15 protein-coding genes are annotated in these 13,029 nt (G+C 54.2%); 9 read left to right on the top strand and 6 right to left on the bottom strand.

The window, feature by feature from the left end; all coding sequences use genetic code 11:
• Nucleotides 1–80 precede the first annotated feature (80 nt).
• From EC836_RS19850 to sorE, 8 genes are all read left to right on the top strand, one after another.
• Nucleotides 81–518: a DUF4186 domain-containing protein gene (locus EC836_RS19850; protein ID WP_123336295.1), complete on the top strand. Its 438-nt coding sequence runs from the start codon at nt 81–83 to the stop codon at nt 516–518.
• A gap of 432 nt (nt 519–950) precedes the next feature.
• A complete protein-coding gene (locus EC836_RS19845) occupies nt 951–1,898 on the top strand; it encodes a sugar-binding transcriptional regulator (protein WP_123336495.1) in 948 nt (315 codons plus the stop codon).
• 70 nt (nt 1,899–1,968) lie between these two features.
• Nucleotides 1,969–2,772 carry an SDR family oxidoreductase gene (locus EC836_RS19840; RefSeq protein WP_123336293.1) on the top strand — a complete coding sequence of 268 codons (804 nt, stop codon included), beginning with the start codon at nt 1,969–1,971 and terminating at the stop codon, nt 2,770–2,772.
• Between the two features lie 9 nt (nt 2,773–2,781).
• Nucleotides 2,782–3,189, top strand: a complete 408-nt coding sequence (locus EC836_RS19835) for a mannose/fructose/sorbose PTS transporter subunit IIA (RefSeq protein ID WP_123336291.1) — start codon at nt 2,782–2,784, stop codon at nt 3,187–3,189.
• Entirely contained in the window at nt 3,189–3,683 is a 495-nt protein-coding gene (locus EC836_RS19830; protein ID WP_105593031.1) for a mannose/fructose/sorbose PTS transporter subunit IIB, read from the top strand. Before EC836_RS19835 ends, EC836_RS19830 begins: the two co-directional genes overlap by 1 nt.
• Nucleotides 3,684–3,748: 65 nt before the next feature.
• Nucleotides 3,749–4,546 carry a PTS mannose/fructose/sorbose transporter subunit IIC gene (locus EC836_RS19825; protein ID WP_123336494.1) on the top strand — a complete coding sequence of 266 codons (798 nt, stop codon included), beginning with the start codon at nt 3,749–3,751 and terminating at the stop codon, nt 4,544–4,546.
• A gap of 11 nt (nt 4,547–4,557) precedes the next feature.
• Nucleotides 4,558–5,382, top strand: a complete 825-nt coding sequence (locus EC836_RS19820; protein WP_123336289.1) for a PTS system mannose/fructose/sorbose family transporter subunit IID — start codon at nt 4,558–4,560, stop codon at nt 5,380–5,382.
• Nucleotides 5,383–5,431: 49 nt separating this feature from the next.
• Nucleotides 5,432–6,661, top strand: coding sequence for an L-sorbose 1-phosphate reductase (gene sorE, locus EC836_RS19815; RefSeq protein WP_123336287.1), 1,230 nt, complete (start codon nt 5,432–5,434; stop codon nt 6,659–6,661).
• 361 nt (nt 6,662–7,022) lie between these two features.
• On the opposite strand, the gene EC836_RS19810 is transcribed toward sorE, so the two are convergent.
• Genes EC836_RS19810 through EC836_RS19800 form a run of 3 tightly spaced genes read right to left on the bottom strand, consistent with a single transcriptional unit; the run spans nt 7,023 to nt 9,612 of the window.
• Complete coding sequence (locus EC836_RS19810; protein ID WP_123336285.1) at nt 7,023–7,835, bottom strand: PfkB family carbohydrate kinase; 813 nt, start codon at nt 7,833–7,835, stop codon at nt 7,023–7,025.
• Between the two features lie 12 nt (nt 7,836–7,847).
• Entirely contained in the window at nt 7,848–8,822 is a 975-nt protein-coding gene (locus EC836_RS19805) for an SIS domain-containing protein (RefSeq protein ID WP_123336283.1), read from the bottom strand.
• Nucleotides 8,823–8,826: 4 nt separating this feature from the next.
• On the bottom strand, nt 8,827–9,612 hold the full coding sequence (locus tag EC836_RS19800; protein ID WP_123336281.1) for an ABC transporter substrate-binding protein: 786 nt from the start codon (nt 9,610–9,612) through the stop codon (nt 8,827–8,829).
• 227 nt (nt 9,613–9,839) lie between these two features.
• Here EC836_RS19800 and EC836_RS19795 point away from each other — a divergent pair, with 227 nt between their 5' ends.
• Nucleotides 9,840–10,604 carry a GntR family transcriptional regulator gene (locus EC836_RS19795; RefSeq protein ID WP_123336279.1) on the top strand — a complete coding sequence of 255 codons (765 nt, stop codon included), beginning with the start codon at nt 9,840–9,842 and terminating at the stop codon, nt 10,602–10,604.
• A 274-nt stretch (nt 10,605–10,878) separates the two neighbouring features.
• Here the strand turns inward: EC836_RS19795 and EC836_RS19790 are convergent, their stop codons facing one another.
• The 3 genes from EC836_RS19790 to EC836_RS19780 are packed head-to-tail and all read right to left on the bottom strand — an operon-like array spanning nt 10,879 to nt 12,188.
• A complete protein-coding gene (locus tag EC836_RS19790) occupies nt 10,879–11,364 on the bottom strand; it encodes an Hcp family type VI secretion system effector (protein ID WP_123336277.1) in 486 nt (161 codons plus the stop codon).
• A gap of 13 nt (nt 11,365–11,377) precedes the next feature.
• On the bottom strand, nt 11,378–11,701 hold the full coding sequence (locus EC836_RS19785) for a DUF1493 family protein (protein WP_233599370.1): 324 nt from the start codon (nt 11,699–11,701) through the stop codon (nt 11,378–11,380).
• A 40-nt stretch (nt 11,702–11,741) separates the two neighbouring features.
• Nucleotides 11,742–12,188, bottom strand: coding sequence for an STM2901 family protein (locus EC836_RS19780; RefSeq protein ID WP_123336274.1), 447 nt, complete (start codon nt 12,186–12,188; stop codon nt 11,742–11,744).
• Nucleotides 12,189–13,029 lie beyond the last annotated feature (841 nt).

The raw sequence follows: 13,029 nt of genomic DNA, 5'->3' as shown, positions 1-13,029 counted from the left end.
TTCTATTGCCAGCCTTCCGCACTATGGCGCATGCTGTGACGTGATACAGAGACTGCTTCAACGTTGAGTAAGCCCGTTTTATGCCTGCAATCGATCAACTTTTCCAGCGGCTTTCCCGCTCGCCGTTCCGCCAGCGCTTTCATTTAGGCAGCGCAGAATATCGCTATTGCCATGAAAAAGGCCGGGCGCTGGTCGAGCAGCATACCGCAGAGTTTGTGCGCACCCGGCTGGCCCCGGCGGAACCGGCCAACGACGGAAAACAGACGCCGATGCGCGGCCATCCGGTGTTTATCGCCCAGCACGCTACCGCCACCTGCTGCCGCGGCTGCCTGAGTAAATGGCATGACATCCCACCGCATCAACCGATGAGTGAACGGCAGCAGCTGTGGGTGTGTGAGGTGATCCTGCACTGGATTAACCATGAGATGCAGCGGCCTGCTCCGCCGGCGAAAACAAAGAAAGCGGAGAAAGCCGTTAAAAAACAGCAGGAAGACGGGGGACAGATGGATTTGCTGTGAGCGCGTCAGATTTTATATGCTCTGGGCTAGTCTTTCGCACTGCTGTCGCATGCCGACATGAATGCCGTTCATCCAGATAGCTAAACGTTGCTGAGTACGCCGCAAATTTTCACCATTTCTCCTGTCTGGCAGGCGAATTAAACGATTACCTGCCGAACTAAATGTGATCCATTACGCCTTTCTACACAAAAGTGCCCGCCGCCGCCGACTGCAAATATGCCCACCAAAAAATAACAGAATCAACCAATTAGCGATCACTGCACAAACGTGCCGCCATACGCCATTTCATTAGACAAATGTGCAATACAATCCACCACAAAACCGACCTGAAACACGCGAATATTACTTTTAAGTCGTTCATCGATCGGGTTATATCAGATCAGGACAGCGAAAACGTGATTTGCACAAATGTGCAGAAACTCGAGGATGACGATGGAAACCAGCGACGATATCCGCCTGATTGTGAAAATCGCCCAGCTCTATTACGAGCAGGATATGACGCAGGCACAGATTGCCCGCGAACTGGGGATCTACCGCACCACAATCAGCCGCCTGCTGAAGCGCGGCCGCGAGCAGGGCATCGTGACGATTGCCATCAACTACGACTGCAACGAAAACCTGTGGCTGGAGCAGCAGCTCAAACAGAAATTCGGCCTGAAAGAAGTAGTAGTCGCCTCCTGTGAATCCCTGCTGGAAGACGATCAGCTGAATATTATGGGCCAGCACGGCGCGCAGCTGATTGACCGACTGCTGGAACCGGGCGATATCGTCGGATTTTCCTGGGGCCGGGCTTTACGTGCGCTGGTCGACAACCTGCCGCAGGCCAACCAGTCGCGGCATACGATTTGCGTACCGATTATCGGCGGCCCGTCCGGCAAGCTGGAAAGTCGCTATCACGTGAATATGCTGACCTACGATGCCGCCGCGAAGTTAAAGGCAGAATCGCACCTGGCAGATTTCCCCGCGCTGCTGGACAACACGCTGATTCGCAACGGCATCATGCAGTCAGAACATTTCAAAACCATCTCCTCCTACTGGGACAATCTGGACGTGGCCTTAGTGGGAATTGGCTCCCCGGCAATCCGCGACGGCGCAAACTGGCACGCGTTTTACGGCAGTGAGGAGAGTGACGATCTCAACGCCCGCAGCGTGGTCGGCGATATCTGTTCGCGCTTTTACGATATCGACGGGGAACTGGTGGAAACCAATATGAATGAAAAAACGCTGTCGATAAAAATGGAAAAACTAAAACAGGCGCGCTACTCCATTGGCATCGCCATGGGGGAAGCAAAATACTCCGGCATCCTGGGTGCGCTGCACGGTAAATATATTAATGGTCTGATAACCAATAAAGAAACCGCCGAGTCGTTACTGAAGTAAAAATCACAATGTGATTTCACGCGGCCATCGCTGCGGGGGATCCCTTTATCTGAAAACTGAGGGGCATATGATGAATACATGGTTAAACCTGGAAGGGAAAATAATTATTGTTACCGGTGGCGCATCGGGAATTGGCCTGTCAATTGTTGATGAATTACTGGCGCAGGGTGCTAACGTGCAGATGACCGATATCCACGGCGGTGATAAGTATCATAACGGCGAGAATTATCATTTCTGGCCCACCGATATTTCCAGCGCGGCTGACGTTAATCAAAGCGTGGAAAATATCATTCAACAGTTTGGCCGAATCGACGGCCTGGTCAATAACGCCGGCGTGAATTTCCCTCGCCTGCTGGTCGATGAAAAAGCACCGGCGGGCCGTTATGAACTGAATGAAGCCGCCTTCGAGAAGATGGTCAATATCAATCAAAAAGGCGTGTTTTTAATGTCGCAGGCGGTCGCGCGACAGATGGTTAAACAGCGTGAAGGAGTGATTGTTAACGTCTCGTCGGAAAGCGGACTGGAAGGGTCGGAAGGCCAGAGCTGCTATGCGGCAACCAAGGCGGCGCTGAACAGCTTTACCCGTTCGTGGGCTAAAGAGCTGGGTAAACACGGTATTCGCGTGGTGGGCGTTGCCCCGGGCATTCTGGAAAAAACCGGACTGCGCACCCCGGAATATGAAGAGGCGCTGGCCTGGACGCGCAATATCAGCGTAGAGCAGCTGCGCGACGGCTACAGCAAGAATGCCATCCCGATCGGCCGCTCTGGCCGCCTGAGCGAAGTCGCGGACTTCACCTGCTATCTGCTTTCAGAGCGCGCAAGCTATATCACCGGAGTGACCACTAACATTGCCGGCGGTAAAACGCGCGGTTAAGGAGAAAAAATGGTCAACGTTATTTTCTGTGCCCACGGCCAGTTTGCCTGCGCCGTACTGGATTCAGTCAGGATGGTGTATGGCGAGGTCAACGCCACGGCGGTGGAATTCGTGCCGGGTGAAAACGCCGGAGATATCACCGCCAAACTGGAAAAGTTAGTTAGTGCTCACAATGAACAGGAGTGGCTGATCGCCGTGGATTTACAGTGCGGAAGCCCGTGGAATGCGGCGGCGGCGCTGGCCATGCACAATCCCCGACTGCGGGTCATCAGCGGCCTGTCATTACCGCTGGCGTTGGAAGTGGTGGATAACCAGGACGCAATGAACATTGATGCCCTGTGTGAACACCTGACGGCCATAGCCAGTCAGTGCTGCGTCGTCTGGCAGCAGCCGGAAACCGTTGAGGAGGATTTGTAATGAACATTACGCTCGCCCGTATTGATGACCGCCTGATCCACGGCCAGGTCACCACCGTCTGGTCGAAAGTGGCTAACGCCCAGCGCATTATTATCTGCAATGATGACGTGTTTAACGATGAAGTCCGCCGCACGCTGCTGCGCCAGGCCGCACCGCCGGGTATGAAAGTTAACGTGGTGAATATTGAGAAAGCCGTCGCGGTTTATCACAACCCACAATATCAGAATGAAACCGTATTCTATTTATTTACCAATCCGCAGGATGCGCTGGCGATGGTTAAACAGGGCGTAAAAATTGCCACGCTGAATATTGGCGGAATGGCATGGCGACCGGGAAAAAAACAGTTAACCAAAGCCGTTTCTCTGGATGAGCAGGATATTCAGGCCTTCACCGAACTGGATAAGCTGGGTGTAAAACTGGATTTACGCGTGGTGGCGTCCGATCCATCGGTAAATATCCTCGACAAGATTAAAGAACACGCTGCCACAGAATAAAAAACAACAGCGCCTGTATTGATGCCGTGACAGGCAGGTACCGTCATATTTCAATGGTGAAAACGATGGAAATAAGTACCCTACAAATAATCGCTATCTTTATTTTTTCCTGTATTGCCGGAATGGGCAGCGTACTGGATGAATTCCAGACCCACCGGCCGTTAATTGCCTGTACCGTTATTGGCTTAATCCTCGGGGATTTAAAAACCGGGATTATGCTCGGCGGCACGCTGGAGCTTATCGCCCTCGGCTGGATGAACGTTGGCGCAGCGCAGTCGCCTGACTCCGCGCTGGCCAGCATCATCTCCGCTATTCTGGTGATTGTCGGCCACCAAAGCATCGCCACCGGTATTGCCATTGCGCTGCCGGTCGCGGCGGCGGGCCAGGTGCTGACGGTGCTCGCCCGCACTATCACCGTGGTGTTCCAGCACGCGGCGGATAAAGCCGCAGAAGAAGCGAAGTTCGGCACCATCGATCTGCTGCACGTTTCTGCGCTGGGGGTTCAGGCGCTGCGCGTAGCGGTTCCGGCCCTGGTCGTCTCGATGTTTGTCAGCGCCGATATGGTCAGCAACATGCTTAACGCCATCCCGGAATTCGTCACCCGGGGCCTGCAGGTCGCCGGCGGCTTTATCGTGGTGGTCGGCTACGCCATGGTGCTGCGCATGATGGGCGTTAAATACCTGATGCCCTTCTTCTTCCTCGGCTTCCTTGCGGGTGGCTACCTCAATTTCAGCCTGCTGGCCTTCGGCGGCGTCGGTGTGATTATCGCGCTGATCTATATCCAGCTTAATCCGCAGTGGCGCAAGGCCGAACCGCAGGCTTCCACCGCCTCTTCCTCCTCCCTCGACCAGCTTGATGACTGATGGTGACCCCCATGGAACAGAGAAAAATCACCCAGGGCGACCTGATTAAGATGTTTCTGCGCTCTAACCTGCAGCAGGCGTCATTCAACTTCGAACGTATTCACGGGCTGGGCTTCTGTTACGACATGATCCCCGCCATCAAACGCCTGTACCCGCTGAAGGAGGATCAGGTGGCCGCGCTGAAGCGCCATCTGGTGTTCTTCAACACCACGCCAGCGGTGTGTGGCCCGGTGATTGGCGTGACGGTGGCGATGGAAGAAGCGCGCGCCAACGGCGCCGATATTGATGACGGCGCAATTAACGGCATCAAAGTGGGCCTGATGGGGCCGCTGGCGGGCGTCGGCGACCCGCTCGTGTGGGGCACGCTGCGGCCAATTACCGCCGCGCTGGGTGCGTCGCTGGCGCTGTCCGGCAATATCCTCGGCCCGCTGTTGTTCTTCTTTATTTTCAATGCGGTACGCCTGGCGCTGAAGTGGTACGGCCTGACCTGGGGCTTCCGCAAAGGGGTCAACATCGTCAGCGATATGGGCGGTAACCTGCTGCAAAAACTGACCGAAGGCGCCTCGATCCTCGGCCTGTTTGTGATGGGGGTGCTGGTGACCAAATGGACCAGCATCAGCGTGCCGGTCATCGTGTCGCAAACGCCCGGCCCGGACGGCGGCACCGTGACGACCACCGTGCAGAACATCCTCGATCAGCTCTGCCCCGGCCTGCTGGCGCTGGGCCTGACGCTGCTGATGGTGCGCCTGCTCAACAAAAAAATTAACCCGGTGTGGCTGATCTTCGCGCTGTTTGGCTTAGGGATTATCGGTAACGCGCTGGGCTTCCTGTCCTGATCTTCCGCCCCGCACTGCTGGCGGGGCACACTAAACAATGAGGTGGTTTATGAAAACAACGGCTTTACGCCTGTACGGCAAACGCGATCTGCGCCTGGAAACCTTCGAGCTTCCTGAGATGCAGGGCGATGAAATTCTGGCCCGCGTGGTGACCGACAGCCTGTGCCTCTCTTCCTGGAAAGAGGCCAATCTGGGCGCGGACCACAAAAAGGTGCCGGACGATGTGGCTACCAACCCGATCATTATCGGCCACGAGTTCTGCGGCGAGATCCTTGCGGTCGGCAAGAAGTGGCAGCACAAATTCCACGCCGGGCAGCGCTACGTGATTCAGGCCAACCTGCAGCTGCCGGATCGCCCCGACTGCCCCGGCTACTCGTTCCCGTGGATCGGCGGTGGCGCTACCCACGTGGTGATCCCCAACGAGGTGATGGAGCAGGACTGCCTGCTGTCCTGGGAGGGCGATACCTGGTTTGAAGGATCGATGGTTGAACCGCTTTCCTGCGTGATCGGCGCGTTTAACGCCAACTATCATCTGCAGGAAGGCACCTACAATCACGTCATGGGCATTCGCCCGCAGGGCCGCACGCTGATCCTCGGCGGCACCGGCCCGATGGGGCTGCTGGCTATCGACTATGCGCTGCACGGCCCGATCAACCCGTCACTGTTGGTCGTCACCGACACCAACAAGCCGAAGATGAGCTACGCGCGACAGCACTATCATTCAGAGCCACAGACCGAACTGCATTATATCGACGGTAATGAAGCCGACTACGATACGCTGATGGCGCTGACCGACGGCAAGGGCTTCGACGATATTTTTGTCTTCGTGCCCAAGGAGCATCTGCTGACCCTTTCCTCTTCGCTGCTGGCCCCGGACGGCTGCGTTAACTTCTTTGCCGGCCCGCAGGATAAAGCGTTCAGCGCGCCGGTAAACTTCTACGACGTGCACTATGCCTTTACCCATTACGTTGGGACTTCCGGCGGCAATACCGACGATATGCGCGCCGCCGTTGAGCTGATGCAGGCGAAGAAAGTGAATGCGGCAAAAATCGTGACTCATATTCTGGGGCTGAATGCGGCCGGGGAAACGACGCTGGATCTGCCTGCGGTGGGCGGTGGGAAAAAGCTGGTCTACACCGGTAAATCACTGCCGCTGACGCCGCTGGGTAAGATTGCCGATCCGCAGCTGGCGGCGATTCTGGAGCGCCACCACGGGATTTGGTCCGGGGAGGCGGAGGAGTATTTACTGGCGCACGCTGAGGATATTAATGTGGAGTGATGTTTGCGGCTTCGGGCCAGCCAAGTGATGACGCTGGCGGGTTGTGCCCCCGGTCGGGCGGTCCTCGCGCCGCTTTGCGGTGCCTTCACTTCGCTCGTCAGCCGGCCGGACCGTCCCAGACGCGCGTCCTGCGCGGCTGGGCCTTTCGCCTGCGTCCTTGCAGGCGAATCCTGGCTTCCTCTCTCCGTTCAGCGCTGTGGATTGCCCGCTCGGGGGCACAACCCGCCTGCTATCTGACTTTCGTGTTGCCTGCTAAAGGTCGATAACGCTGTCATCAAAGTAACCGTTTTACACTTTGAGCAAGAGGTGATGAGGATACTTTCTACTCATAACTGGATACCTTCGCCAGCCAGATAGAACCTCAGTAAGCTTCCCCGTCACCAAAAGCACCTTCCAGCAGGCAGATTTTCGCCGCAAACTGTGCCCCGGCACGCAGCGCTGCCGCGATATCTCCATGCTGGCGGAAACTCAGCAGAAAGGCGGTGATAAACGCATCTCCCGCGCCCAGCGTATCGACCGGCGTGACCGCTTCCGGTGCCTGCTGATACCAGTTTTTCCCGTCAAACAGCAGCGCACCCTCAGCACCGCGTGTGGCGATCGCATAGCGGCTGCCTGCCTCAACCGCCAGAAACAGCAGTTCGCGGGTTTCCGTCAGAGAACGATCGGCGCAGGAGAAAAATGCCGCGTCCAGCCAGCGGCAGAGCGGCAGCGCCTGTTCGGTCAGGAAATCGTCCGAAAAATCATAGGTCAGCCAGCCGGGTAGATGCGCGAGTTCGGGTAGCTGTTCATCGATATAGCTGTAGCTGCTGGTGTGGATTAGCCCAAATTCCTGCAGCCAGTCGCGATGCTGCAGAATAAACGCCATCGATTCCGTCTGCCGCACGCCACCAAGATTGGAATCAACGAACACCCGCTCGCCCTGTTCGATAGTCAGGCGCGCATAGCCATTTTCACCCGCTACCTGGCGACAATAGCGCGTATCGATGCCGCGCCCGGCCAGCGCGCGATTCACGTGATCCGCCGCATCATCGTCGCCAAAGATCCCCAGATACGCGGCATCCGCTCCCAGCATCGCGGCATACACACTGAAGTTCAGCGCATTGCCGCCGGGGTAACGCACGCGGCGGTGTTCATATTTATCGACAACGTTGTCGCCCACGCCAATCACTTTCATCTTACGTTGCCCTTAATAGTCCACTACGCCCATATAGCGACGGGTTGAAAGCGGATGCTGGCGGATATCGGCCAGCGCCGCGCGGTAGTCGCACATAATGCTGTAAAACAGTACCGGGTTAAAGTAGTCCACCACCGACGCGGGCAGCGTGTTCAGACCCAGCTCGCGGGCATCCACCACCACGGTTTTGTCGTTGTAGCGGTTCAGGAACGACAGCGCGCGCTGGTCGAGTTCACGCGTGCGGCCTTCGTTCATCAGCAGGATAAACGGCACGTGATTGTCGGTGACTTCAAACGGACCGTGGAAAAACTCACCGCTGTGGATGGAGGCGGCGTCAACACGCTGCATCTCCATCAGCGAGCAGATGGCAAAACCATAGGCATGCCCGTAAGACGCCCCGCTGGACAGCACGTAAAACAGGGAATCATGCTGATAGCGTTCCGCGAAATCCGTACAGCGATCGGCCACCTTCGTCCGCCCCTGACGGATCACCGCATCAATCTGCGTGAAGCCCTGCTGAAAATCCTGCCACCCGGCGTAGTCTTCCACCTGACGCAGCACATCGACACAGAGGCTGAGGATCAGCGCCATCGGATTATCGGTCACCGGCGTATCATCCCCCCACTGATACAGCAGGTTATGGTCGGCCCACTGCAACAGCTGCGCTTCCGCATTGTGGGTCAGCGTCACCGTTGCCGCACCGCGCGCTTTCGCCAGCTTCGCCGCCGCCACCGATTCCGGCGTGTTACCGCCGTGCGAGCAGACGATAACCAGTGATGATGCCCCCAGTGCTTTCGGCGTGGCATAAACGAACTCATTGGCAGTCATCATCCACGAGCGCAGGATGTCGCTCTGTTCGCTAAGGAAATAGTGGGAGGGATACATATCCACCAGCGAACCGCCGCAGGCCACCAGGAAAATCTGACGCAGCGGGGTCGTCTGGAAATGGCTGCGCATCAGGGATGCGATAATAGTTTGGGTCTGCATGGCATTACTCACCGTAGATGTTGAAATTGAAGTATTTTTTCGCTAAACGGTCGTATGTGCCGTTGGCGCGAAGGGTATCGATAGCCTGATTGAACCGGGCCAGCAGATCCTTATCCTGCAGGCGCAGACCGATACCGGTTCCAGGACCGAAGATCGCATCGTCTTTAACCTGCGGCTGGATAAGCGTGAAGCTTTTACCCTGAGGCTTGCTGAGCAGCGCTTCGGTAATCACCACCGCATCATCCAGCGTGCCGTCAAGGCGGCCGTTAATCAGATCGGCGTACACCGATTCCGCATCCGGATAGGTAATGACTTCCACGCCTGCACTTCGCCAGTATTGATTGGCGTAGGTTTCAAAAACCGATCCCTGCTGCACGCCTATACGCTTGCCCTTGAGCGATTCCGCCGTGGGATGCAGCGAGCTGTTCTTCGCAGCGATCAGGAATGCGGGCGTATTGAAAAGCTTGTGGCTGAAGGCGATGGATTTTTTACGCTCTTCGGTGATCGATAACGATGAGAGAATGGCATCGAACTTCCTGGCCTGTAGTGCCGGGATCAGCCCGTCAAAGCCGTTCTGCACCCAGGAACACTGCACGTTCATCTCTGCACAAATAGCATTGCCGAGATCGATATCGAAGCCCACCAGCTGACCGCTGGCGTTTTTCGATTCAAACGGTGGGAAGGTGGGATCGATGCCGAAACGGAGCTGATCCGCTGCCGTTGCTGCGTTAATACCTGCAGACAGAGCGAAAGTGGCTGCCAGTACTGCGATGGTTTTTTTTATTTTCATAGCTGTTCCCCTGGTGTTGCATTTATACCAAAAAACATACCATGAGTATTGATATACGCTTTTAGTGCTTTATATAGCAACAATTATTGCTGGTTAAATACCAAAAAAACCGGCGTGGTATGTTATTATTTTCCCAATCCATCGCCTCGTTAAACTGCATTTAACTCATTAAAACAATATATTGATATTTAACCTGTTTCATTTTTAACATCAGAGATAAACAGACCATGACATCATCTGAAAAGCAGACCAGGAAGCCCAGAAAAAGCTATCTAGACGCGCGTAAGCGGCTACTGGAGATCCTCCATTCCCCTGATTTCAACAGCGGCGATCAGATCCCCGCTGAACGAGAGCTCTGCGAACTGCTGACCCTCAGCCGGATGACCGTGCGCAAACTACTGGCAGAGCTGGTGGAGGAAGGAGTGCTGGAGCGACGGGGTAATCAAGGTACCTGGCTACTGGATACGCCCATAGAGCGACCGTTACAGCCCGCGCTGGGGATCGGGAAGATCCTCGAGCTGAACGGCGCGGTTCCCAGCAGCCAGTTGATCTATTTTCATATTTCCACCGCCAGCGCCCGTATTGCGCGCCTGCTGCATATTGCAGAAGGTAACGAAGTGGTGATGATCAAGCGCCTGCGGCTGGCCGACGGTCAGCCATTCTGCCTTGAAACCAGCTATTTACCCCGGGCGCGGGTCGCGGATCTCAGCGCCGAAATGCTGGAAGAGGCCGGGTCGCTGTATCGCCTGCTGGCCGAACGCTACCAGATCCAGGATGTGTACGATGAAGGAACGCTTCGCGCTGCGGCGATGAACGAAGAGGAACATCAACTGCTGCAGGCGAAGCCGGAAAGCCCGGCGCTGGTATATCGCGGGGTGATTTACGACAGGCAGCGTCAGCCAATTGAGTATCTGGTTTCGGTCAATCATCCGCAGCGGGTGGCTTTTCGTATTAACGGGGGATTGAATGAGGTGGATGCTCCGGCGGTGTGAAGTGCATGGATTAACGGCGCTGGCGGATGTTAGCTAAGTCAGGAGCTTATGCTGGCGGGTTGTGCCCCCGCCTGCTTTCTGACTTCCGCGTTGCCTGAAAATGACCGGATTTCCATATCTGCGTTTAGCCTCGCTCGTCAGTCGTATGCAATACTTAGGATACGGATGTTTCGCAGACGTACATCCGACGATGGGATGGCTGAATGTGACGAGATCTTTTGCACGACATCCTGAGATGTTAAAAAAACCGAAGCCTATGCTTGGGTCGGTATATTTATGCCGTTGATCGCTCATTCCATGCATCGCTATACTGGATGTTGCCGTCGTTATATTTCCAGGTGATCCTTTCGTAACGAAGTTCTACACGTTCCATATGGTTACATTTTTCTACGGTTTTTGTATTGTACATAATCGGCGTCACGGCCACTACTTTCACACCTTCAAGGAACATATTAAAATATTCAACTTCCTGGCCAGCATCATTAATTCTGTACCATTTTATTTCAGCACTTCGTAGTGACTGTCCGGTAGCAACCGCTTTATAGAGATAGGGTGTTGAACTGTCGAACTCTTTCTCAATGACCATTGGAGCATGAATCCGGGTTCCGGTTACTTTCCCTGTATTATTATCCGTAGGGATATGTAATCCGTGGCCGAAACCAATAATTTCTATGCTACCTTCCCGTTTGTTAACATCGGATGAACCCTTAATCAACGTATCGCCGTCATCACGTAGCCACAGATGAGCAGGTATAGCCATAATCAAATTCCTTTTAATCATAAAGCCAGCGACCAGCTTTTGCTGATTCCACCAGCATATTTAACGTAAGTGGTTTTGGTTCAACCCACTGCCATTTATTTTCTTTTGACCGTAAAAAATTGATGGGAATGAATGTTTCTTCATTAGGCCAGTACCTGTGAAATGTGAAGTTCTGTCTTTTGACGGAAAAACGCATGAAGTAATCATCAAGTATGTCTATTGCATCATCATCAGCCCAGGGATATTTCCCCGTTGACAGACTGGTTTCTAAAGTCAGGGTCGGGCGTTTTAAAAAAGGGAAAACGCGGCTGTTCCAATTTTCATCATACCAGGCCATTACTTGCCGTTGCGTAACGCAGGAAGCACCCATTAAGCTCTTACCATATGCGATCGGAAGGATGTGCGAGGGTATTATATTTATTTACTGCTTTGAATGAAATTGTAGAAACATCAACTGCCAGTATTATCCAACCCAACACGGGAATGGTTCTGCCAACGAACGTTCCTAATTTTAGAGTCATTATTCTTTTGGTATTAGGAGGAAAACCCACCCAGGTTGGAAGTCTTACTGGCATCATACGCCCCCTGAATAATCGTCTTGAATAGACAGACGCAACAGAAGTTCCCGGTGTCGCACCTGCGAGTTTTCCTGCTACCGTTACGTTATTAGAACCCATATATATTGCAGTAACCGCACTAATGTCTGATATACCAAAATGGTCTAAGGTTTCATCAATCATAATCCAGAAGAATAACTCACCGGCACTTAGATTTGACGTGCCATCATAGAAGTAGGTTCCATTTAATTCTTCAACCGTATCCATAAATCAACCTTTCACATTCCATGTAATGGATTAAAGAGTACATATAAATCAAATGCAATTCACGGATTGGTTTATTAAATGTGTAACAATAAGCGAACAGTCAATATTAAACTGAAGAATCGATTCTTTGCGTAATAGTTAAACCATTAATACTAGCTATCGCCAGTGGTATTTAATCTGACTTGTACTGGAAAAAATGAGCAATGCCATATATTCCCTATCATGTTTAAAGATAATAATTTTCTCTGGCACGCAGCGCTGCCACGAGCTGGTTGTGCCCACGATCGGGCGTCCTCGCGCCGCGTTGCGGTTCCCTCACTTCGCTCGTCAGCCGGACGGACCGTCTCAGGCGGATGTTAGCAAAGTCTGGACCTAGCGATGGCGGGTTGTGCCCCCGGTCGGGCGGTCCTCGCGCCGCTGCGCGGTTCCCTCACTTTGCTCGTCAGCCGGACGGACCGTCCCAGACGCGCGTCCTGCGCGGCTGGGCCTTTCGCCCACTTCCCTGTGGGCGAATCCTGGCTTCCTCTCTCCGTTCAGCGCTGCGGATTGCCCGCTCGGGGGCACAACCCGCCTGCTTTCTGACTTCCGCGTTGCCTGAAAACCAATCAGGTCTTACTTCTTTCCGTTCTGTGCCGTGGATTTCCCGTCCGGGACACAACCAGCCTGCTGAAGGCCAGAAATATCACCATTCCTGCGATCGTTTTGCTTAAGTGCAGTTCATGACAAACCCATTTTGTGAACTGCCGTCGCTAGCTGAAGGTCCAGGATAACAACCTGAGAGCAGTCTTGAGCAATACAGCCGGTTTTGAGCACTCAACGCTGAACTACGTTCTTAAAACAG

It is taken from the genome of Erwinia sp. JUb26 (genome assembly GCF_003751505.1).
Classification (GTDB): domain Bacteria; phylum Pseudomonadota; class Gammaproteobacteria; order Enterobacterales; family Enterobacteriaceae; genus Erwinia.
Note: the sequence above shows the minus strand (reverse complement) of the source record. Positions and strands in the feature narration are given on the sequence as shown.

Excerpts from the sequence above, each read along its gene's own strand:
- EC836_RS19785 (WP_233599370.1), bottom strand. The coding sequence starts at position 11,701 with ATGGCCTGGTATGATGAAAATTGGAACAGCCGCGTTTTCCCTTTTTTA.
- EC836_RS19845 (WP_123336495.1), top strand. The coding sequence starts at position 951 with ATGGAAACCAGCGACGATATCCGCCTGATTGTGAAAATCGCCCAGCTC.
- EC836_RS19780 (WP_123336274.1), bottom strand. The coding sequence starts at position 12,188 with ATGGATACGGTTGAAGAATTAAATGGAACCTACTTCTATGATGGCACG.
- EC836_RS19850 (WP_123336295.1), top strand. The coding sequence starts at position 81 with ATGCCTGCAATCGATCAACTTTTCCAGCGGCTTTCCCGCTCGCCGTTC.
- sorE (WP_123336287.1), top strand. The coding sequence starts at position 5,432 with ATGAAAACAACGGCTTTACGCCTGTACGGCAAACGCGATCTGCGCCTG.
- EC836_RS19795 (WP_123336279.1), top strand. The coding sequence starts at position 9,840 with ATGACATCATCTGAAAAGCAGACCAGGAAGCCCAGAAAAAGCTATCTA.
- EC836_RS19840 (WP_123336293.1), top strand. The coding sequence starts at position 1,969 with ATGAATACATGGTTAAACCTGGAAGGGAAAATAATTATTGTTACCGGT.
- EC836_RS19820 (WP_123336289.1), top strand. The coding sequence starts at position 4,558 with ATGGAACAGAGAAAAATCACCCAGGGCGACCTGATTAAGATGTTTCTG.
- EC836_RS19800 (WP_123336281.1), bottom strand. The coding sequence starts at position 9,612 with ATGAAAATAAAAAAAACCATCGCAGTACTGGCAGCCACTTTCGCTCTG.
- EC836_RS19830 (WP_105593031.1), top strand. The coding sequence starts at position 3,189 with ATGAACATTACGCTCGCCCGTATTGATGACCGCCTGATCCACGGCCAG.
- EC836_RS19805 (WP_123336283.1), bottom strand. The coding sequence starts at position 8,822 with ATGCAGACCCAAACTATTATCGCATCCCTGATGCGCAGCCATTTCCAG.
- EC836_RS19825 (WP_123336494.1), top strand. The coding sequence starts at position 3,749 with ATGGAAATAAGTACCCTACAAATAATCGCTATCTTTATTTTTTCCTGT.
- EC836_RS19835 (WP_123336291.1), top strand. The coding sequence starts at position 2,782 with ATGGTCAACGTTATTTTCTGTGCCCACGGCCAGTTTGCCTGCGCCGTA.
- EC836_RS19790 (WP_123336277.1), bottom strand. The coding sequence starts at position 11,364 with ATGGCTATACCTGCTCATCTGTGGCTACGTGATGACGGCGATACGTTG.
- EC836_RS19810 (WP_123336285.1), bottom strand. The coding sequence starts at position 7,835 with ATGAAAGTGATTGGCGTGGGCGACAACGTTGTCGATAAATATGAACAC.